The 22,835-nt window shown below is 33.1% G+C and carries 18 protein-coding genes and 2 pseudogenes; 4 read left to right on the top strand and 16 right to left on the bottom strand.

Going from position 1 to position 22,835, the window contains the following annotated elements; translation table 11 throughout:
- Nucleotides 1-8: 8 nt before the first annotated feature.
- A complete protein-coding gene (locus OZP07_RS10180) occupies nt 9-917 on the top strand; it encodes a DUF5655 domain-containing protein (protein ID WP_281638267.1) in 909 nt (302 codons plus the stop codon).
- Between the two features lie 174 nt (nt 918-1,091).
- On the top strand, nt 1,092-1,436 hold the full coding sequence (locus OZP07_RS10175; RefSeq protein WP_432419554.1) for a GIY-YIG nuclease family protein: 345 nt from the start codon (nt 1,092-1,094) through the stop codon (nt 1,434-1,436).
- Nucleotides 1,437-3,217: 1,781 nt separating this feature from the next.
- On the opposite strand, the gene OZP07_RS10170 is transcribed toward OZP07_RS10175, so the two are convergent.
- From OZP07_RS10170 to OZP07_RS10100, 16 genes and pseudogenes are all read right to left on the bottom strand, one after another.
- Complete coding sequence (locus OZP07_RS10170; protein WP_281638266.1) at nt 3,218-4,936, bottom strand: ATP-binding protein; 1,719 nt, start codon at nt 4,934-4,936, stop codon at nt 3,218-3,220.
- Between the two features lie 86 nt (nt 4,937-5,022).
- The gene (locus tag OZP07_RS10165; protein ID WP_281638265.1) at nt 5,023-6,144 is read right to left on the bottom strand and encodes a universal stress protein; all 1,122 of its coding nucleotides are present in this window, start codon (nt 6,142-6,144) and stop codon (nt 5,023-5,025) included.
- A 66-nt stretch (nt 6,145-6,210) separates the two neighbouring features.
- Entirely contained in the window at nt 6,211-7,287 is a 1,077-nt protein-coding gene (locus OZP07_RS10160) for a porin (RefSeq protein ID WP_281638264.1), read from the bottom strand.
- A 137-nt stretch (nt 7,288-7,424) separates the two neighbouring features.
- On the bottom strand, nt 7,425-8,630 hold the full coding sequence (locus tag OZP07_RS10155; RefSeq protein ID WP_281635697.1) for an IS4 family transposase: 1,206 nt from the start codon (nt 8,628-8,630) through the stop codon (nt 7,425-7,427).
- A gap of 84 nt (nt 8,631-8,714) precedes the next feature.
- Nucleotides 8,715-8,816: pseudogene (locus OZP07_RS22240) on the bottom strand (hypothetical protein); the annotation flags it as partial.
- 277 nt (nt 8,817-9,093) lie between these two features.
- Complete coding sequence (locus OZP07_RS10150) at nt 9,094-9,648, bottom strand: K(+)-transporting ATPase subunit C (protein WP_194643901.1); 555 nt, start codon at nt 9,646-9,648, stop codon at nt 9,094-9,096.
- A gap of 151 nt (nt 9,649-9,799) precedes the next feature.
- Complete coding sequence (kdpB, locus tag OZP07_RS10145; RefSeq protein ID WP_194643899.1) at nt 9,800-11,848, bottom strand: potassium-transporting ATPase subunit KdpB; 2,049 nt, start codon at nt 11,846-11,848, stop codon at nt 9,800-9,802.
- A gap of 9 nt (nt 11,849-11,857) precedes the next feature.
- On the bottom strand, nt 11,858-13,579 hold the full coding sequence (gene kdpA, locus OZP07_RS10140; protein ID WP_281638263.1) for a potassium-transporting ATPase subunit KdpA: 1,722 nt from the start codon (nt 13,577-13,579) through the stop codon (nt 11,858-11,860).
- A gap of 21 nt (nt 13,580-13,600) precedes the next feature.
- Entirely contained in the window at nt 13,601-13,678 is a 78-nt protein-coding gene (gene kdpF / locus OZP07_RS10135; RefSeq protein ID WP_194643909.1) for a K(+)-transporting ATPase subunit F, read from the bottom strand.
- 112 nt (nt 13,679-13,790) lie between these two features.
- Entirely contained in the window at nt 13,791-14,072 is a 282-nt protein-coding gene (locus tag OZP07_RS10130; protein ID WP_194643895.1) for a DUF7674 family protein, read from the bottom strand.
- 164 nt (nt 14,073-14,236) lie between these two features.
- Nucleotides 14,237-15,577, bottom strand: a complete 1,341-nt coding sequence (locus tag OZP07_RS10125; RefSeq protein ID WP_281638262.1) for a sigma-54-dependent transcriptional regulator — start codon at nt 15,575-15,577, stop codon at nt 14,237-14,239.
- 55 nt (nt 15,578-15,632) lie between these two features.
- A pseudogene (locus OZP07_RS10120) lies at nt 15,633-15,836 on the bottom strand (tyrosine-type recombinase/integrase); the annotation flags it as partial.
- Nucleotides 15,837-15,849: 13 nt separating this feature from the next.
- The gene (locus OZP07_RS10115) at nt 15,850-16,668 is read right to left on the bottom strand and encodes a helix-turn-helix domain-containing protein (protein WP_281638261.1); all 819 of its coding nucleotides are present in this window, start codon (nt 16,666-16,668) and stop codon (nt 15,850-15,852) included.
- Between the two features lie 161 nt (nt 16,669-16,829).
- Complete coding sequence (locus OZP07_RS10110) at nt 16,830-17,825, bottom strand: SDR family NAD(P)-dependent oxidoreductase (protein ID WP_281638260.1); 996 nt, start codon at nt 17,823-17,825, stop codon at nt 16,830-16,832.
- A 238-nt stretch (nt 17,826-18,063) separates the two neighbouring features.
- Nucleotides 18,064-18,204 (bottom strand): IS3 family transposase, encoded by a 141-nt coding sequence (locus OZP07_RS10105; RefSeq protein ID WP_281638259.1) that lies wholly within the window; start codon nt 18,202-18,204, stop codon nt 18,064-18,066.
- 816 nt (nt 18,205-19,020) lie between these two features.
- On the bottom strand, nt 19,021-20,490 hold the full coding sequence (locus tag OZP07_RS10100; RefSeq protein WP_281638258.1) for a M28 family metallopeptidase: 1,470 nt from the start codon (nt 20,488-20,490) through the stop codon (nt 19,021-19,023).
- A 340-nt stretch (nt 20,491-20,830) separates the two neighbouring features.
- Between OZP07_RS10100 and OZP07_RS10095 the strand changes: the two genes are divergently transcribed.
- Complete coding sequence (locus OZP07_RS10095) at nt 20,831-21,418, top strand: RNA polymerase sigma factor (protein WP_194643883.1); 588 nt, start codon at nt 20,831-20,833, stop codon at nt 21,416-21,418.
- Between the two features lie 210 nt (nt 21,419-21,628).
- Nucleotides 21,629-22,669 (top strand): FecR family protein, encoded by a 1,041-nt coding sequence (locus OZP07_RS10090; protein ID WP_281638257.1) that lies wholly within the window; start codon nt 21,629-21,631, stop codon nt 22,667-22,669.
- Nucleotides 22,670-22,835 lie beyond the last annotated feature (166 nt).

Here is a 22,835-nt window from a genome sequence, read left to right as displayed (position 1 = left end):
AACAAATCATGAATATATACCAAGCTAAAAATACCACTACCCTGTCTCTATTAAATGAAAAACCTTTCCATCTTGAAAGAGAAATACAAACGTTGTTTGAGCAAAACCTATTTCAAATTACAGGGTTGGAAATGGTAAAAAGTGAATTTAGTATTAAAGGCAAACGTATTGATACATTAGCTTATGATAGTCAATCGAATGCTTTTATAATTATAGAATACAAGAGAGATAAAAACGTTAGTGTGGTTGACCAAGGTTTTACCTATTTGAGTTTGTTGCTAGAAAATAAAGCAGATTTTGTATTGTGCTATAATGAAACTTTAAATAAATCTTTGCATAGCAATACAATAGACTGGTCGCAAACAAGAGTAGTTTTCGTGTCTCCCAGTTTCACAGAAAACCAACGATTAGCAACTAACTTCAAAGACATTGCAATCGAACTTTGGGAAATAAAACGCTATGAAAATGATTTGATAAGTATTAATCCAATTAAGAAAACGAAATCAGCCGAAAGTATAAAACCTTTGACTCAAAAAAATAGTGTTATCCAATCGGTAACTGATGAGATTAAAGTTTATACAGAGGAGGATCATTTAAATGGCTCTTCTGAAGAAATTATTGCATTATATGAAAATTTCAAGAATGCTATTTTGATTCTGGCAGATGATATTGAAATAGTTCCTAAAAAGCTATACATAGCTTTTAAAAAGAATAAAAATATTGCTGACATTGTTATCTTAAAAAAAGGAATCAAAATTTTTATTAACCTTAAAAAAAGGCAGCTTGACGATCCTAAAGGAATAATGAAAGATGTTTCTGAAACGGGACATTGGGGTAATGGTGATTTTGAAGTAGTAGTTAATAACACTACGAATCTAGAGTACATTATGAGTTTAGTCAAACAGGCTATAACATAAAGAGTACCTGCCTTCTAAGCAGGCGGTCGAAGGTTCGAATCCTTCTGCGTTTACAATAGCAAAAAGCAGAGCAGTAAAGTCATTGCGAGCGATAGCGTGGCAATCGCACGAAGTTGCTTATTTTTGCTGCTCAACTTGTCTGACCTCGTTAGTGCGATTGCTTCGTTCCTCGCAATGACAAGAAAGAATACTAATAGTCACAATGACAAGACAATGAAACCAGGTTTTATCTACATCATCACCAATAAATATCAAACAGTGGTTTACACTGGTGTAACATCTAACCTGCCAGCACGTATTCTGGAACACAAAGAAAAAAGATATCCTAATTCATTCTCGGCTCGATATAACCTAAACATACTCGTGTATTACGAACAATTTCAATGGATTGGCGACGCAATTGGCAGAGAAAAACAAATAAAAGCAGGTTCGCGAGAGGATAAAAATGATCTGATTCGTCCTATGAATCCCACATGGAAAGATTTGTATAAGAAGATTAAGGATATTATGACGGAGTAGTTGTCGCACAGGTCATTGCGAGCGATAGCGTGGCAATTACACGAAGTTGCTCATTTTTGCTGCTCAACTAGTCTGACCTCGTTAGTGGGATTGCTTCGTTCCTCGCAATGACCTACTGGATTGAATTGCTTCTTCCTCGCAATGACTAGACTAGAATGAATTGCTTAGTTCGTCTCAATTGCGTAACTTTTTGAATGGGGATGTAATAAATGAAGCTTCTCAGATGACTACTCCCTTAAGCAGGAAAATTTTATTTCACTCAAAATTTATTATTCCAGATACGAAAAACCATTGTTACACTGAACACAAGATATTTTAAGTGGCCTAAAAGAAGCGATAAAAATATAAAGAAGAGAATGATTAAGATAGGTGGCAAAACGCACTAATATAACGGTCTTTTAGGAATAAAAAGATCGATACTTGTTCAATTGTTTCGCGACTGATCTCTAAAGAGACGTAGGCATTACTGTAAGTACGAACGGGTGGAAAGCACTTACGCCATTACAGCTGCTTCAACAACCTGACTACCCGTGATCTTCGTTAGAACAAGTATCGATTCTATTTTAAATTAGGATAACATATAGTTAAATGCAGCATACAATTTTTCTTTATTTTCGTTTCTATTTATAAAAAGTAAGTCTAAAGATTGGCTTGAATTCTATACTATAAAATTAGGGATTAGAGTAGTAAAGGATTTATACCATTTCTTGAATTTGTTATAAGATTTACTTAAATTAAAAAATCACAGCTCCCCAAAGTCCCAAATTTGTGTATTCTTTTTAAACATTTTTAAAAAACGTAAAGGCGATAAAAGTTTTCCGACTTTTTCCATAAACTTTTTAAGACTCTTCCAGGTATCATTAAGTGAAGTGAAATTTCTGATTTTACTAGGATTGTAGAGTTACTTGCGGAGATGCTTCCTTCGTCAGCATGACAAACTACACGGAGAGACTAACAGAGGTAGTAAATACGCAATCAAAGTCATTGCCAGGAACGAAGCAAACACCCGCTCTTCGAAGAGTTCCCAGCTCCGCAAAGTCAACCGACTTTCTGTGCTTTTTTAAAACATTTTTAAAAAACGTAAAGGCAATAAAAGTCTCCCGACTTTTTCATAAACTTTTTAAGACCTCTTCCATATATCATTAAGTGAAGTGAAATTTCTGATTTTACTAGGATTGCAGAGTTACTTGCGGAGATGTTTCCTTGGTCAGCATTTTTTTTGGATAGTAAAAACCCTCTTCAGAAGCTATTTGTCCTACTCTATTTTCCACTTGACATTTTTTTTATTACCAAATAACACATATCTGTTTAAATACAGATTATTGTCGATTAAATACATTGATTATGTGAAAGTACCCTCATTAATTTTTGGGATTATTTCTTTGGTATTGACATCACTTATAATTGGAGCTTATGAACCAAACCATATAATGATAGTGAACGAAACAGCGAAATAGCAGTTATCGTTCTTATCCCAACAACCCTAAACTGCTATGTCTATATTGTTGCTTTTTACCACTTCTGAACAGGATATTCACACAATGAAATACTCATCTTTACCGCTGATATCTTAAATTACAAACTGTATGTTGATCTTGCCTTTTTTATATTCATAAAGTTAATGAGTATTATTTTTTTTTCCCAAACAAATTAACCGTTCACCTTATGAGTTTTTTCTGGATTAAATACAGACTACCTTAAGTTTTTGTTTCAAAAAAGGTATCAACTCCAGTAGCAGTTTATCTTCATTATTACATTGCGGATGATAAGCTTAAATATTATCAGACAATATTTAAGCTTATGCTGAAAGTGCTGCCCAATCCGAGTTCACTTTCTACATTAATAGTTCCATTTTGTGCTTCAATAAATTCTTTACTGATAGCTAACCCTAATCCAGTTCCAGATTTATTACTTCCAGGAATCTGAAAATATTTATCGAAAACCTTGGTTTTGTAACGGCTGTCAATTCCTTTTCCAGAATCAATAACCTGAAAAATAATTTGTTTGTCGATTTGTTTCAATTTAACTACTATTTCGCTATTCTCTGGAGAGTAGGTAATAGCATTGGTCAAAAAATTAATTAAAACCCAGCTCGTTTTTTCGGCATCTGCTTTTACATTGGGTAAATCGGTTTCTGCATCTATACTAATTTCAATTTGTTTTTGTTCTGCTTTTACTTTGACCGCTTCGGTGGCATAATGAACTATTTCGTAAGGATTGCTTTTTTCAATATTCAACTGGATATTTCCTGTTTCGAGCTGTGACAATTCTAATAATTCTCCTGTAATTTTTAAGAGCCGCTGACTATCGTCTTTAATACTCTCAATCAAATGTTTCTGCTCTTCATTAAGGATTCCGGTGGTTTTGTTTTCTAATAATTGTAAACTCATTTTTATGGATGAAATAGGAGTTTTCAATTCGTGGGAAACTGTAGCTATGAAATTTGTTTTAGCAAAATCCAATTCTTTAAAAACAGTGATGTTTCTTAAAATAATAACATTGCCAATGGATATAGACTCGTCTTCTCCCGTTGGTTTGATGGTAATATTCACCATTTCTTTTTCAAAATAACTTTCTTTGGCATCAGCAAAAATCTTCATTGGATGTGCCTTTGAATTATCCGATTCACTAATGATTAAAGACTTCATTAAATCATTTGTTAAAGCCAGATTTGCTGCTAATTTTCCAAGAACATCTTCTTGTTTCATACCTATGATTTTCAACGCTTGATCATTGATAAATAAAATTACACCCTGATTATCTAAACCAATGATAGGATCATGCATATTATTGATTAATGTTTCCAAACGTTTCTTTTCAAATGACAATTTATACAAGTTGCTGTTGTGATACTCTTGTAGTTTTTCAGCCATTGTATTGAACGATTTGGCTAAATCTCCAAATTCATTATGGTGCCAGAAATTAACTCTTTCAGAATAGTTTTTATTAGCAATTTCCTTAATACTTGCTGTTAATTCCTTGATGGGATTCGCAATATTATTAGGCAGATTAATTAATAAATTAAAAGCAATCAGAAAGCATAATGTACCCACAACGGCAATCCACAAATTAGCAGTTTCGGCAGTATGTTTTGCAATATCGCTTTTAATTTTTATAGCATTCATATTGAGCCTCATAATCTCGAAAATATTTTGCCGGATTTGAGCTTTTATTTTTTCGGCGCTTTTATTCTGCTTTAATAAATTAAAATTAGATTCTAATTTTTTTGTGAGTATGTCTTCGTTTACTTCTGTAATGTTTGCTTCTTGTTTTTTGAGATTGATTTCAAAAACTGCAATAGCTTTATTTTCATTAAACGCTATTTCATCTAATGAAAGCAGCATATTCCGAGAGTATTCTAATGTATTATAATTAGCTTTCAAAATATTTCCAGTGTCATTTTTTATTAAAAAAATATAATAGGCACTAACTAGTGTCAGGATAAATATTAATAAAAATAATAATCCAACTCCTAAATTTAATTTAGTTTTAATTTTCATAAATAGATATTTATTGTTTTTTATTGATCATATCTAATCGCAATTCTTCATTTTTTTTGAGTTTTTGGAATCATAGCGATTTCATTTTATGATAGTATTACAAGGTCAACATTCGATGATGAAAGATTATTCAATAGTCTTTTAAAAATTGATGTTGACAAAATTACTTTAAGTAAACTCAAATGTGGTTTTCCTATACAAACAGTCGTGATTTGTTTCTGTTCGACTATTTTTAAAATGGCATCAGTAATTTTTTTGTTTTCCACTTTAATCACTTCTGCACCGAGTTCAGCTGCTAATTTGAAATTATTTATCAAATGTCTTTGTTTATCAAGTGCAATTTTTTCGCTGCTTTCTTTAGGTGTTTGAACATATAAAACAGACCAATCGCTATTGTAATAACTCGCTAAACGAGCCGCTTTTCGAATGACAATTTTGGCTGTTTTATCATTGCTGCTAATGCAAGCCAAGAGTTTTTCTTGTCTCAATGCTATGTTTTTTGGCACCTCATTCTCCACTTTTCGGACTACTTGACTGGCTACTTCTTTCAGTGCCAATTCACGCAATTGAAGAATCTGATTTGGCTTAAAAAAATTATTTAAAGCCATTTGGATTTTATCTTCTGTGTAGATTTTACCTTCTTTTAACCGATTGATTAATTCATCGGAAGTTAAATCGATATTCACCACTTCATCTGCCAGTCTCAAAACATTATCAGGAATACGTTCTTTGACTTCAACATTTGTAATTTGTTTTATATCCTGATTTAAACTTTCAATATGCTGAATATTTACTGCCGAAATTACATTAATTCCAGCTTCCAAAATCTCTAAAACATCTTGCCAGCGTTTTTCGTTTTTACTGCCCTCAATATTGCTATGTGCTAATTCATCAACAATTACTACTTCCGGACGAAGATTGATAATGGCTTGGACATCCATTTCTTCCAGCTGTTTTCCTTTATAAAAAATGGTTCTTCGGGGAATAATTGGCAACCCCTCCAATAATTCGTGTGTTTCCTTACGATTATGAGTTTCAATATAACCAATTTTTATATCGATTCCGTTTCGCAATAACGAATGCGCTTCCTGAAGCATACGAAAAGATTTGCCCACGCCGGCACTCATGCCAATGTAGATTTTAAACTTCCCTTTTCTTGATTTTTGAATTAAATCCAGAAAGTGCTGTGCGTTATTTTCTTTTTCCATTTTTTATAAGATAAGAAGTTTTTTGTAAAATGATATCTCACATTTTACAAAAAACATTTCACTAAATTAAAGACTAATCGCTAATGATGTCGTTACAAAAGTATTCGTATCTGTTGGGAGATTATCTTTTGTAAAAATATCATCTTTACTTGACAGATTTCTGGCTTCGATTCTAAACATAACGTTATCAGAAACTATGTAATCAAAGTTAGCTGAAAAACCATATGTTTTAAATCCGTTTGGCGTTTCTGTTGCGATAATTACACCTTTTTCATCACTGTAGTACTCTCCACGTGCTGTCAGCTGAATTTTATCAGCTGGTTTATATTGAAGAATCAAAACAGGAGAAAACCAAACATCGTATTTGTCACTTCCTTTATCCGATTGCTGTGAACCAACATCAAAACCTGCTGTTACATTTGTTTTATCAGACAGCTTAAACTGTCCGTAAAAATTATTAAAATAACGCCATTTTTTGTCAGCATCAGGCTGCTCATTTCCAGCATAAGTACTCCAATTCAAGATTACCTTATCTGACGGTTTGTATGTAAGCTGCGTTCCAAAAGCCGGAGTTTGGTTTCCTTCAACTTTCTGAATTCTCTGCCAGCCATTCAGATACATTCCCGCCAAATACCATTTTCCAGATTCAGAAGTATAACCAATTTTTACACCTGCTTCATAATACGGAGAATTTTCGGCAAGAATACTTCTCGTTAAAGTCTGACAATCTTTACCAATGGCACTTTCAAAACCAATGTGCGAAGGCATAATTCCAGCATCAATCCAAAGATTGTGGTTATTAGCTATTTTTACACCAACATTTGCTTCATAAACATTTTTCAATAAATCCTGTTCCGCCGACATATTGTATTCGGCATACGTTCCAGCCATCAGCGCAAAATTTCCACGAATATTTGCTGCAGCATAATTCACTTTTGCCATTCCCAGATTAAGGTTAGCTTCATTGCTTTTATTATAACTGTAAAAAAATCCCGGACGGGTATGATTTTTGGGTTTTGCAAAATCATAACTGTAATAAACATCAATATATCCCGAAAACGTAAAAAGACTTTTAGATTCTTCTTGAGCGTTTGCAGTTGTAAATCCGAAAGCTATTAAAGCTGTAAGTATTATTTTTTTCATATTTTGATTGCGAGAAACAAAGTAATTTCGTCCTCTTAATTAATTTTTTTTGTAGATTTTTTTTAGGAGCTAATCCCGCTATCCGTTTCAATCTTTTCCTGGCTAAAAAAGCCAGAAAAAGGATTTCCACTACTATCCTACCGTGTGGACACATCTAAAAACAATTGCCATCCCTCCATTATTGAAGCAAATTTCTGTATTCCGATAGAGAAAGTGGTTATTCCTGGTTTTCTCCCACTTGCATATCCTTTCCATCCACCAAGCCTTGCAATAACCCAAACATATCTTTTTAAATCCTTTTGGATATGAGGATTTTTTAATTTTTCTGTTTTTCCTTCTAATTTTATCATTTGATATTCTAAACATTCAAGTTCTTGATCTGAAAAACAACTTCTCGCTTCTATTTCTTCCTCTGGAATACTATATGCTATTTGCATTAAAAATAGTTTGACAATTGTCTCCATCATCATTAAAGACAATTTTCGAATAGATTTTGCAGAACCTAATTCGCTTGCTTCTATATTAAATCCTTCCTTTTTTAGAATTCTAAAAACCTCTTCTATAATCCATCTACAAGTATACCATTCGATACATTTTAAGGCTGTGTCTAGGTCTAAGACTTTAATGGTTGTTAGTAATCTCCAGCATATTGGATTATCAATGTTATCGCCAATTTCTTTTGCTTCGATGATATATAAATCAAGGCTTTTGGGCGCATTCTTTGAAACTAAATCATTTTTTTGGATAGTTACTTCAGAAAATCTAACTTCTAAGGTAGCTTCCCGTTTGTTTATATTTCTTCTTTTATCACCTTCTAATTCTATCGTATATTTCCCTTTAAGAGGTTCATTGGCTATAAAACTAAACAATTTAACCTTGTTTAGTAGCGTTCTGTTTGCTCTTGCTCTTACCAATAATTCCGTCTTTTGATCTGGAATCATTGCAAATTGCTCATAAATATCACCTTCTCGATCCTGAATGATGATGACTTTTTTTGATTTCTCTAAAACTTCCTTGGATTTTTGGGAAGATTCTATCCATTTATAAGATTCCTTTTCTTCAATTGGAAGCAAATTATAATTCCTTTCCTTTTTTGTAAGTTTCTCTAAAGGCCTGTTCCATATTTTTACATCTGAAAAGCCATACGGAACAAAACTATAAGCATCTATAACGAAACTAGGATGCAGTAAAAATCCAATTCCTCCTTTTGCTGCAGCATTAGTCAATCCTATAAATTCGTCTTTTTTAACTCTGTTTTTATGATTATATAAATTGATCTCACTTGTGTCCTGTATACATAAAACTGTTTTGTCTTGAGCTGAAAAACAGCAGTTTGCTGACATGTTTTTAATTAATTTCGATTCTGAAACTCTTTTGTTCTGCAAGAAACGATAAACTGCTTTACATTCTGAATCGCTTTGTGTAAGCTGACGTATCGAATGAACACAATTATGAAATAAACTATCTAATATTAAATTACTCCTTTTTAATAGTCGAGAATCATCAATGTCTGTAAAATATCTTCGCATATTATATCTTTATTTAGTGATAAAAATAACGAAATTGTATTTGTGTCCACACGGTAGACTACTATCGGGGCTAGGACTTTCAAGGTAAAAAGATGATTAGTATCCTAACAGGTTTTAATTAGATTTTTACACAGTTTTGTCATCCCAACGAAAGAAATATGAAAAAACTTGTGGGTTTCTTTATGGTCAAAAGAAAGCTTATAAATACCTAACAGGTTTTGAAAACCTGTTAGGATATAAAGCCTATTAGGAACAACTTAGAACCACAGCACCTTTCTCAGTGTAACTCATCCAAAGCCACATTCAATTCCAATACATTTACAGTTGCTGTTCCCATAACTGTTGGTGTATTAATTTTACTTTCGACCAAAGCTTTTACTTTATCTTCTGATAATTTTCTTTCCTTGGCAATACGTTTTACCTGAATCAATGCACCTTGCGGAGAAATATTTGGATCCAGTCCACTTCCTGAAGCAGTAACCATATCCGATGGGATCTCTGATTTTTTCAAATAAGGATGTACCAATAAAAAGGTATCAATTCTTTTTTGAACCAAAGCCAAATAATCAGCATTACTTGGACCTTTATTACTTCCGGCACTTCCTGCAGCATTGTAATCAACTGCCGAAGGTCTTCCCCAGAAATAATTCGATTTATCAAATTTTTGTCCAATTTTTTGATAACCAACCACTTTTCCGTTAACCGAAATAGTTTCGCCTTTACCTTGATTTGGAGCAAATTTGGCAATTCCATATATTGCCAAAGGATAAATAACGGCAAACAAAACAACCAGTACCAAGGTCAATTTTAATATTGAAAATATATTTTTCATTTTTTTTGTTTTTTATTGTTTCCTCACCCCCAACCCCTCTCCAAAAGAGAGGGGAGTTTTTGCAGAAGGATCAGTTGTTAATCATTATTTTATAATTAGATATGCAATTCCGTTCCGTCTCCCTCTCCTCTGGAGAGAGCTGGGGTGAGGATTAGACAAATACAGCCACAACCAAATCGATTAATTTGATTCCGATAAACGGAATAATCAAACCGCCAAGTCCATATATCAAAAGATTTCTTTTCAAAATAGCACTTGCCCCGATTGGCTTATAATCAACTCCTCTTAAAGCCAATGGAATCAATATTGGAATAATAATCGCATTGAAAATTACCGCTGATAAAATAGCGCTTTCAGGGCTGTGTAAATTCATAATATTCAAACCCTGTAAAGCTGGAATTGCAGCTATGAAAAGTGCTGGAACAATGGCAAAATACTTGGCAACGTCATTCGCAATAGAAAAAGTGGTGAGTGTTCCGCGAGTCATTAACAGCTGTTTTCCAATTTCAATAATTTCAATTAATTTGGTTGGATCATTATCCAAATCGACCATATTTCCAGCTTCTTTTGCTGCTTGTGTTCCACTGTTCATTGCTACACCAACATTGGCTTGAGCAAGAGCTGGTGCATCATTAGTACCGTCACCCATCATTGCCACGAGTTTACCATTTTGCTGCTCGTTTTTGATGTAGTTCATTTTATCTTCAGGTTTAGCTTCGGCAATAAAATCATCTACACCAGCTTTTTCTGCAATGAATTTCGCAGTCAAAGGATTGTCTCCCGTTACCATAACTGTTTTAACCCCCATTTTTCTTAATCGTTCAAAACGTTCTTTCATTCCAGTTTTTATAATATCCTGAAGTTCTATAACGCCTTGTACTTGATTGTTTTTAATTACAACCAATGGAGTTCCTCCATTAGAAGAAATATCAATTACTTTTTTTTCAATATCTTCCGGAAATGGATTTCCAGCTTGCTGTACAATATTTTTGGCAGCATCCTGAGCTCCTTTTCTAATGTTGGTTCCATCTTTTAAAATTACACCACTGGTTCTGGTTTCGGCCGTAAATTTGATTAAAACTGCACCTTCAATTGATGATTTTTTTGCTGTTTCTTTGCCAGCTAATTCGATAATACTTTTCCCTTCAGGAGTATTATCAGCTAAAGAACTTAATACACAGGACTGGATAAAATCTTCTTGAGAAATGCCTTTCGCTGGGTAAAAATTAGTTGCTTTTCTGTTTCCAATGGTTATGGTTCCTGTTTTATCTAATAATAAAACGTCAATATCTCCTGCAGTTTCAACCGCTTTTCCCGATTTTGTAATAACATTGGCACGCAAAGCCCTGTCCATTCCCGCAATTCCGATAGCAGATAATAAACCTCCGATAGTTGTTGGAATCAAACAAACAAAAAGTGAAATAAAAGCAGCAATTGTGATTGGTGCATTAGCATAATCAGCAAAAGGTTTTAGCGTAACACATACAATCACAAAGATTAAGGTGAAGGCTGCTAATAAAATGGTCAATGCAATTTCATTTGGTGTTTTTTGACGAGAAGCACCTTCGACCAAAGCTATCATTTTATCTAAAAATGATTCACCGGGCTCTGTAGTAACTCTAACAGTTATTCTATCGGTTAAAACTTTAGTTCCGCCAGTTACAGAACTTTTATCGCCTCCTGCTTCACGAATAACGGGTGCGCTCTCTCCCGTAATGGCGCTTTCGTCAATAGTTGCTATCCCTTCAATAATTTCTCCGTCTGTGGGAATAACATCACCTGCTTCACAGAAAAACATATCATCTTTTTTCAATTGAGAGGAAGAAACCATTACAGTTTCATCAGAATAGATTTTGCCTAATTCTAAAACTTTTTTTGCTGGTGTTTCTTCACGGGTTTTTCTTAAACTATCAGCTTGTGCTTTTCCTCTTGCTTCTGCAATGGCTTCTGCAAAATTAGCAAACAAAAGAGTAGCTAATAAGATTAAGAATACAATAAAATTATACGTAAAACTGCCTTGATCCTGTGCGCCAAATAAAATAGCAATGCACATAACAAACATAATAGCAGTTCCGATTTCAACGGTAAACATTACTGGATTTTTGAACATTACTTTAGGATTAAGCTTTACAAAAGATTGCACTAAAGCTTCTTTTACCTGCTTACTTTCAAATAATGAATTGGATTTATTTTTAGTCATCTTGATTAATTATTTTAATGAAAAATATTCTGCTAATGGACCTAAAGCCAGAGCAGGAAAGAAAGATAGTGCAGCTATTATTGCAATTACAGCAAAAACCATAATTCCGAAAATAGTTGTATCTGTTTTTAAAGTTCCTGCACTTTCTGGAATATATTTTTTATTGGCTAATATGCCTGCAATTGCAATGGGTCCAATGATTGGTATGAATCGGCTCAAAAGCAGCACAATTCCAGTTGTAATATTCCAAAACGGATTGTTGTCACCCAAGCCTTCAAAACCAGATCCGTTGTTGGCCGCACTTGATGTGTATTCATATAACATTTCAGAGAATCCGTGACTGCCAGGATTATTCAGCCAGCCAGTTGCATTGCCGCTGAACCAATAGCCCATCGCTGTATCATTAGCAGCAAAATAAGAAGCCAAAGCAGTTCCAGATAATATCAATAAGGGATGAAGAATAGCAATAAAAGCGGCAATCTTGACTTCACGGGCTTCAATTTTCTTTCCTAAAAATTCAGGTGTTCGACCTACCATTAAACCCGAGATGAATACCGCCAAAATGATAAAAATGTAAAAGTTCAGCCATCCGACACCGCAGCCACCGTAAAATGCATTGACCATCATAGCCAATAATTGCATCGCTCCTGACATAGGCATTGAACTATCATGCATACTGTTTACCGAACCTGTCGAAATTACTGTTGTAGCAATACTCCAAAATCCCGAAATAGCTGGACCAAAACGAACTTCCTTACCTTCCATAGCACCAGTTGTCTGAGCAATTCCCATTTTTTCGATAGCTGGATTTCCATTCAATTCGGTTATAACAGTTGGAATGACCAATAGTAAAAAACCTAGGGTCATTACTCCAAAAATAATGTAGGCAAATTTTCTTTTCTTTAGATAAAAGCCTAAAGCAAAAATCATTGCAAAAGGAATAATTAATTGTGCAGCCAATTCAATTGCATTGGTCAAATAAGTAGGATTTTCTAATGGATGAGCTGAATTGACTCCAAAAAAACCACCTCCATTTGTACCAATATGTTTAATTCCAATAAATGCCGCCGCTGGACCACGGGAAACTTCGACAGTATCGCCCTGCAAAGTGACAATTTTATCTTTCCCTTTAAACGTCATTGGAGTTCCGCTAAATAATAATGCGACTGCTACAATAGCAGAAAGGGGCAATAAAATACGAGTACAGCTTTTTACGAAAAAATTGTAAAAATTACCTAATTTATCGGTGGTTCTTTCTCGCATCGCTATAAAAACCATGGCTGCCGCAGCCATCCCTGTAGCGGCCGAAACGAATTGCAGGAACATCAACATCAACTGACCTAAATAGGAAAGTCCACTTTCGCCAGAATAATGCTGTAAATTGCAGTTAACTACAAATGAAATGGCTGTGTTAAAAGCCAAATCGGGTGACATTGACGGAATATTATCCGGATTTAAAGGCATTGAACCTTGAAACAACAAGACAAAAAAGCAAAGAAAGAACCAAGCCATATTGACACTCAAAAGTGCTTTCAGGTGTTGTTTCCAGTTCATTTCTTCGGTGGAATTGATACCACTGATTTTAAAAATTAATTTTTCAATTGGATTGAAAATGGGGTCAAAAAGTGTTTTATCTCCCAAATAAACTTTGGCAATATATTTTCCTATTGGAATAGCCAAAATTATAGAAATGATAAAAATACTGATGACGCCAAATAATTCTGTGTTCATAATCTAATTTTATAGAGTTAGTTAAAATTTTTCGGGTTTGATTAAAACATAAACCAAATAGCCAAAAACGATAAGTGCGATAATAAATAGTGTGGTCATAATTTATATTTTTTCAAAAAAATCGACAGATTTAAAACAAATTGCAAAGAGCAAAACTGCTAATGCGAGTAAAAGGATAGTGATTAACATAGTGTGAAAATTGAGGTTAGATTTACATTTTTGCAATATGGATTTGTCTGATATACTCATCCTGTAATGATTTTGGAAACAGATTGGAAATTCTGCAATGTTTCATTTCCATAAAAGTGGCTATTGATAAGAGATATACATTAGTAATGGCAATCTTGGTATCATTGCTGCCTGTTTTGAATAATTGTTCAGCAACAGCTAAACATTTTTTTGCCCGATTAATATTCCCAGTAATGATTGCCTTTTTTGTGATTTCGGCAAAGCGTTCTGCCTGTTTGTAAATAGTATTAACTTGATTTTTCATAAGAATGATTTTTATGTTCTTCATCGCTTATGCCAAAATGTGTTCCATAAAAAATAAAAAATCGTAAACTCTTATTTTTTAAGGCATTGTTGTGTTTGTACCAAAAAAAGGCATAAAAAAAGCCTATCAAAATGATAGGCTTTTCTCAAAATGGTAAGATTATATTATTGAATATTGTATTCGTCTAATTTTCGGTAGAGTGTTGCAACGCCTATTTCAAGTAAACGTGCGGTTTCAGCTTTATTTCCTTTGGTGTAGTTCAAAACTTTTTGAATGTGCAGTTTTTCTATACTTTGCATCGAAAATGCCGAAAGTGTTTTATTCGATTTATCTGACTGATGCTGTAGTTCATAAGGCAGTGCATCCGAAGTTAAAACATCCGAATTACTTAAAATAACCGCTCTTTCAATTACATTTTTAAGCTCCCGAATATTCCCTGGCCAGTGATAGGTTTCTAATTTATGAAGAAAATCATCATCAATTTTTAACGCTTTTTTATTGATCGAATTAGAGAATTTGTCAACGAAAAAATAAGTTAATAATGGAATGTCCTTTGTTCGTTCTCTTAAAGGCGGAATATTTATTTCGAAAATATTCAATCTATAATACAAATCAGATCGAAAACGATGTTCTTCACTTTCTAATTTTAAATCCCGATTAGTAGCTGCTATTAGTCGAAAATTGGATTTTTTAGGCATTGTATCTCCAATTTGGATGTATTCGTTCGTCTCCAAAACCCGCAGCAGTTTTGCTTGTAATTCTAACGGCATCTCTCCTATTTCGTCCAAAAAAAGAGTACCGCCATTTGCTTCTTCAATAAAACCTTTTTTGTCTTTTAAAGCTCCAGTAAAAGCTCCTTGTTTGTGTCCGAAGAGTTCACTTTCTAAAATTTCTTTGCTAAAAGTACTGCAATTTAATGCTACGAATGATTTTCCAGCAGAGTGGCTATTTTCGTGAATAGCTTGTGCAAAAACTTCTTTTCCTGTTCCAGTCTCGCCAGTCAAAAGTATAGTTGAATTTGTTTTTGCTACTTTTTTAGCCAAATCAATAACTTGCTCAATCCCTTTGGATTTGCCAATAATGAGATCAAAAGAATATTTATCCGAAATTCTTTTTTCTAACAGTTTTACTTTTTTTTGAAGCTGAACTTTTTCTATTGCCCGGTATAAAAGAGGAATAATTTTATCGTTATCGTCACCTTTTACAATATAATCGAAAGCACCATTTTTCATTGCCTGGACTCCATCGGAAATTTTGCCATAAGCAGTCAGTAAAATCACTTCTGTAAGCGGAAAACCAGCTTTGATTTTTTGAAGAAAATCTACACCATTACCATCAGGAAGCAGTACATCGCAAAGCACTACATCAATATCATTCTGCTCTAACTTCTTGAATCCTGATTTTAAATCAGCAGCTTCAACTACATTAAATCCTTCTGATGTTACAATTCTTGATAGTAAACCCCGTAACTTGTCTTCATCATCAATTATTAATACATTTTTCAAAAGAATAAAGAATTTAATTTGAGTAAAATTAGATATTAATTTTTTAATAAAGATATTAATTGCTAATTGTTTTGGGTTCATTTGACAGATAATACATTGAAAGAAATTTATCCTTCAGAATCTGCATATCTTCACTTACTTTCTTATCCAAAACTTTAGTATAATGCTGTTTTTTATGCCCCGGCATTTTGCTCACACTTTCGATAGGAACGCCATTTGTAAGTGTTACAGTCGTTCCAAAAGTATGTCGGGCTATGTGGCTATGTGAAAATTTACAAGTTATTATTAGTATACAGTTGTGTTGGAGGCCTGCCATATTGATTTTTAAATGCAAATGAAAAATGAGATAAATCTTCAAAACCAACTTCCAGATAAACTTCAGTTGGTTTTTTCTTTTTATCAGTTAATTGATAGTAAGCCAACTCAAGTCTTTTTTTAGTCAACCATTTTTGAGGTGTTGTATTAAAATGCTTTTTAAAATCTCTATTGAATGTGGATAAACTTCGACCAGTCATATATCCAAATTTTTCCATTGACATATTGAACATAAAATTACGTTCCATAAAATTTATTAGGTCGACTTTACCAGGTTCATCAAAGTTTGCTAATACAGTATCAATATTTTTGTCAATTTCTCTCAAGATGCTAATGGCTTCTGTAATTTTTAATGATGCTATGTTTTCTGGAAATTCTCCTTCTAATTCAAAATAAGGGATCAAAGATGACATACAGCTTTCTAATAAAGGATGATGATCAAAACTGTATATTTTTTGTTCAGGAATACTTTTGTTACGAACATCAATTTTTTCATAGAACTTCTTTAATCGTTCTGTAGATAAGTGCATAACAACTGTTTTATGAGGTTGTCCGTTTTTAGGATAATTAATTATTGTAGCCATTTGATTTCTGGGAATCAAAAAAATATCGCCTGTTTTGAAAAAGTATGTGGTGTCTGCCTGTATTATTTTCGTTTCACCAGAAATAAACCAAATCAGCATGTGGTCATCAAACATCAAGTCAGATTTGAAGAGTTTATCGTCATAACTGGATAGCTTAATGTTTGATGTTATATATTTTGCCTGATATTCCATAACTACGATTGATTAAATTCGTCTTTTTGAGAAAGACCTTATGAGACAAAGATAAAAAATGCCGAATATTGTTTAAAATGTCAAACTGTTATTATTTAAAAGAACAACTAACTCTAAATTTTTATTAGAATCAGCTGTTCTATCATTTATGGTGATCGATTTTAAATTTGAAACACTACACCCGTCATTTCTTCGCTCAAATTCCATAGTTTTTTAGCATTCAATTTATCTAACGAATAAAGTTCTACTCCTGATATCCCAATACTTTCATTATTGACTAATGGAGCAATGTCAGCATCTTCACAATAAACACCACCAATATTTTCAAGTTTTGGACTTGTAGCACACCAAACAGTAGTGGCTGCACCTTGAGGAATTGTTTTTAGATTTGCTGCAATTTCAGGTAGAATGTTACCATCCGCATCCAAGAAACCCATTTTTTGAAACATTTCTATTGATGCTTCTCTAGCTAGTTCTGTTCCTCCAATAGAGCCTGGATGCAAGGAATAGGTTCTTACATTAAACTCTTTTCCACGATTGTCTAATTCAATTGAAAATAAATTACTTGCAGTTTTTGATTGCCCATAAGCCTGCAAGGTTTCGTATTTACGTTGAAGAAAGTTAGGATCATCAAAGTTAAATGGTGCCATTTGGTGTCCGAGAGAAGATACATTTACCACTCTTGCTCCATTGGCATTTTTTAGAGCAGACCATAATTTTGCAGTTAACTGAAACTGCCCAAGATAATTAGTTACTAATTGTGATTCGCAGCCACGAATATCTCTACGCAATGGTACCCACATAATACCCGCATTGTTAATAAGCAAATGAAGTGGTCTTCCTGATGTAAGGAACTTTTCAGCAAAGGCATCAATTGATTCAGGATCCATTAAATCCATTGATTCTAATTCTACATTTGCTATACCTTGCAGATTTTTCTTTGCCTTTTGAGTATCTCTTGCTGGTACAATAACAATTGCTCCAGCTGATGCAAGTGTTTTGGTCGTTTCTAAACCGATTCCGGTATGCCCACCTGTTACGATCGCAATTTTGCCTGTAAGGTCAATTCCATTGATTACATCTTTTGCTGTTGATTTTGAGTTAAATCCTGAATTAATTGAATTTTGTAATGCTCCTTGATAATTGTTCTGTATCATTTTGTTACTATTTAAAAGTTATAGTGCAAAATTAGATAGGCATTACTCTTTCGACTTTGTTTAAAATGTCATTTTACTTTGTTTAAAATGTCGAGTATGAGTTTACTATTTATAAAATATCTGGATATGCTAACAAAAACTGTACATTAAATTAAGTTACATTTTTATAATTAATTTGATTGTTAAATTCTTCAATAGTTGCATAATTCAAAGCTGAATGTCTTCTTTTTCTGTTGTACTAAATCTCAATATATTCAAAGACTTCTAGTTTCATTTGTTCTTTAGAAATGAGTTTGTTTCCATAAATCAATTCAGTTTTTAAGGATTTAAAGAAGCTCTCCGCTACCGCATTATCCCAACAATTTCCTTTTCGGCTCATACTTCGGGTTATTTTTTTATAGGATTCAAGAACATTTACAAACTTTTTGCTGGCATATTGGACACCTCTGTCAGAATGGAAAATTAAATCTTGCTCAATATTTCAATTTTTAACAGCCAATTTCCAAGCTCCAAGTGTGGTTTACTTCGCCTGTTCGCTATCGCTCGGGTCATCTGTACTCATTCCATCGCTTAAACTCCAACATATATTTTTTTTATCGTACAAATCCATAATAATGTTCTCCATTTATGAACGCTGTTTGGATCGACCATAGCTAATTTAGCAGCCTCACGTTTAGAAATTCCTGTTTTTTCGTTTTGTTTTAAAATCAACAAAACTCTCAAACGCTGACCAATAAATGGAATATTCGCTTTTAAAAATTTTTAAATTCAATATACCCAAAGTATAAAAAAACAGCACACAGACAACACGGATTTAACGGATTTATTAAAAAATCCATTCTAGTCTGTTTTATCCGTGGAATCCGTGGCTAATTTAACTGTTTTGCAAAATGACAAATCACTATTTAGAGCCTGTTTAAGTTTTATTTATTGGCTCTCTTATGACTATTTTTGGCTACAACTTCGTTAAATTTTTATACAATAGCTCTGCTATTTTATAAAAATCTGCCTAATTTCACTCAAAAATCATCTAATAATAAATCTCAAAAATAAAATTTAAACAGGCTCTTATTTTTCAAAAGCAAATGCCTTGGTAAATAAATAAGTCAGTATTCAGCCCTAGCCTTTACATATCAGGCTTTATCCTCTCCCCTCTTTATGGTACATTTCGAAACTGAAATTTCGGTAAAATCAACTATTTTGATTTTTTAGCTGACAAAAATTTAGGCCTTTCGGGATTATTAGATAAAATCCATCCTGTTCGGTAAATCCAATCAGTCATTTTATACAGTTTTGCAAAATCTATATTTTCAGATTCGTCCATTGGTGTATGATATTGACTATGAAGTACACTGGTAAAAAAAACTGCTGGTATTCCTTTTTGAGCATAAGGAATATGATCGGATCTAAAGTAAAAAAACTCAGGATGTTCCGGTCTGTCCCAAAGTTTATCGAGTTCAAATTTAGGTCCTTCATCATTTGCTTTTTTTGCAGCATTTACCAAATCAGGAGAATTTTGATGAGGATCCGTGGAGCCTAAAAGTGCTGCCTGATTGATATCATTTCTTCCAATCATATCACCATTCAATACGGCAATAATATCTTTTTCAGGAACTGTAGGATGTGATGCATACCAGCTTGAACCTAATAATCCGCGCTCTTCGGAACCGTGAAATACAAATAAAGCAGATCTTTTGGCTGGCTGCTTTTTGAATGCCCGCGCAATAGCCAGCATAGCAACACAGGTACTTGCATTATCATCTGCTCCATTGTAAATGGAGTCTTGACCGTATTTTTGCCGCACACCGTCATGATCTTGGTGTCCACTGAAAAGAACAAACTCCTTTTTTAATACAGTATCTTTACCTTCAACTTTTCCAACAACATTTACAGAAGGATACTTATATGTTTCTGAAATTACTTCGGCTGATAAATGATCGTTTGTATTTTTAAAAAATTCTATCTGATCATTATGAACCCAAAAAGCAGGCATTCTGGAAGGTACCGGTATTTTATCGCGGTAGCCTTCGATTCCGTAAATGCCGCGTTTCATTTGCGGTTCAACCTGCGTCCACGATTTTTCACCCAATTCATCTGCAATAATAATTAAAGCGGCTGCTCCTCTATACGCTAAATCTTCATAATATTTCTGTTTAACAAATCCTGGATAACGTCGTTCGAAAAGTGAAATATCATCCGAAATTCCATCTTTCGAAGCTATTAAAACGACCGCTTTTCCTTTTACATCAACTTTTCTAATTTCTTCTGCAGAAATTTTTCCTAAATAAAGTAATGGAGCCTCAACTTTGCTGGCTGTTGTTTCGGCAATCAAGACTTCGCTCCATAACTTAAATTCTTTTTGCCCAATTCTAAACTTGGTGTAATTGGTAACCTGATGTCTGTACAAATCGAAAAACTGAAAAAAAGTTCCATCGTCTCCTGCAGGCGACATTCCAGATTGTTTTGCTTTTTCTGCAAGCCACACAGACACTTTTAATTCGTCCAAGGTACCTGCTTCACGTCCATTGAAGTGATCTCCAGCCATTTCGTACATATCTGTTTTAAGATCTTGTACAGAAATTGACGAAACTAAAGGTTTTTTTACTGCCTGCGAAAAAACTGCAATGCAATAGAAACTAAATAATATAAATAACTTCTTTTTCATAATTAAATCAAATTAAAAATTAGGATAATTTTCTTAAAAAAAAGAAGGACTTGAAAAAGAAACAAATCTATACTTTTTATAAATATTCTTCAATAAAAAAATGCTTTTTTTATTATATTCTGCTCAATTCTCAACAAAAACAAGACTTAACCTACACTATTATAAATACCATTACAACCCGTCATTAAATGTTACACAAAATAAGGTGCTTAATTTTTACAATAATTTAATATTTTATTCATAAACTATTAAATTAATATTTCTAAAGAGGTATTCTAGATAAATAATCTTCGTTTAAAAAAAAATAAATAATATTGCTGTATTGATTTTAATTAAAAAAATGGCTCAAAATTCAAATATTGACGAGAATAAAATTCTTCTTGAATTATCTCAAGGAAGTGAACTTGCTTTTACAAATATTTACAATCAATACAAAAATATTGTGTACTCGACTGCTTTTAGAATCACAAAATCAAAAGTACAATCGGAAGAAGCTGTTCAGGATATCTTCTTGAAAATCTGGCAGAACCGCAAAAATTTAACCGAAATAAACAATTTCGAAAATTATATCTATATAATTTCTCGCAATCATTTATTTAATTCTATTAAAAAAATTGCCAGAGAAGCAAATATGATTGCTGAAATCAATCCAAACGAAAATAGTTTTATCGATACTGATAATAATATTAAAGACGAACAATACAATACGATCTTAAATCAGATTGTAGAACAGCTTCCTCCACAGCAGCAAAAAGTCTATAAAATGGCTAAATGGGACGGATTAAGTCATCAAAAAATTGGTGAACATTTGGGAATCTCAACAGAGACGGTAAAAAAACACATGGCTCAGGCTCTGAAATTTGTACGTCTTAAAATTTCTCCGTACATGAATATATTCATGACAATCCCTTTATTTTTCAAAATATAGTCTAAAGTTTTTTCTTTCAAAAAAGCCCTATTGGTTGTTTTTTACATTTTTTTCTGCATTTTTTTCACTTCTCACTACTCCCCCCCTCTTTTTTAATGGTCTTTATATAAAAGGGGCATTAAAAACATGCCTGCCCCTCTAAAATTGGAAGGACTTAAAAAAAAAAAAAACATAATTTACGAACAAGTACTAATTTAATTAACGAAACAAATGCAGCAAAAAAATTTCGAAGAGTTATTTGAAGGCTATCTGCAGAATAACCTATCTGATGCAGAGCAACTGCAAATGATGGAAATAATTCAGCGGGGCACGCATGATGATTTTCTGAAAGAAAAAATTCATGATATGCTGAAAAGAGATTATGTTACAGAAGTAATGGATAAAATGCAAGGAGATGATATCCTTAACTATATCTTATCTAAACCGGAAAGCGAATCTAAAGTTGTGAAATTGAATCCGGGCAGAAGAAGAAGAACAATATTACGATCTCTATTTGCCGCTGCCAGTATCGTTTTACTTATCGCTGTGGGAAATTCATTTTTTTTCAAACAAAAAACTTCAATTTCTGCTCCTGAAATCAAACCTGCTGCAATCGTAGAAAATACGTTAATTGATTTTAGGGGTAAACAATTGGTTCATCTTCCTGATGGCAGTACAGTTTTGCTGAATGACAACAGTAGTTTAAAATACGATCAGAATTCTTTTAATAGCAAAACTCGTGAAGTTACGCTGACTGGAGAAGCTTTTTTTGATATTAAACACAACAAAGAGAAACCTTTTATTGTACATACAGGCAAAATTCAAACTAAGGTTTTAGGAACTGCTTTTAATATTAATGCAAAAAATTCTTCTGATAATATTGAAGTTACAGTAACCCGTGGTAAAGTTCAGGTAGGAGATACAAAAAAAATATATGGTGTGATTACTCCTAATCAGCAGATTAAAGTTAACAAAAGGACTTTTAATTTTGAGCAGAATAATATTAATGCTGCAGCTGTAACTGAATGGAAAAGTAATTACCTGATTCTGGATGATATAAACATGACCGAAGCGATTTCTTTAATTTCTCAAAAATATAAAGTTTCGATTTTAATTCAGAATGAAAAAATTAAGAACTGCCGAATTACAGCGAGTTTCTTGAACGAAGAAAATTTAGATCATGTTTTAAAAGTAATCTGCAGTGTTATAGAAACAGAATATCATTACAATAAAAATGGTTCCATTATTATGGACGGAAAAGGCTGCGAATAAAAAACAGAAGAGAAAAAAAGCTGACTAACCTCCTACTTAGAACGCTTTTAAAATTAAATATTAACCTTTAAAAAACAGAAACAATTAACGAAGACTAAATTAAAAAAGCCATCCAGCTCCTACACCAGATGGCCGAGATTTTTAACAATTAATCCAGTAACCATTA

Origin of the sequence: Flavobacterium marginilacus (assembly GCF_026870155.1) — a bacterium.
Classification (GTDB): domain Bacteria; phylum Bacteroidota; class Bacteroidia; order Flavobacteriales; family Flavobacteriaceae; genus Flavobacterium; species Flavobacterium marginilacus.
The sequence above is the reverse complement of the archived record's forward strand: the minus strand, read 5'-3'. Positions and strand labels throughout refer to the sequence as shown.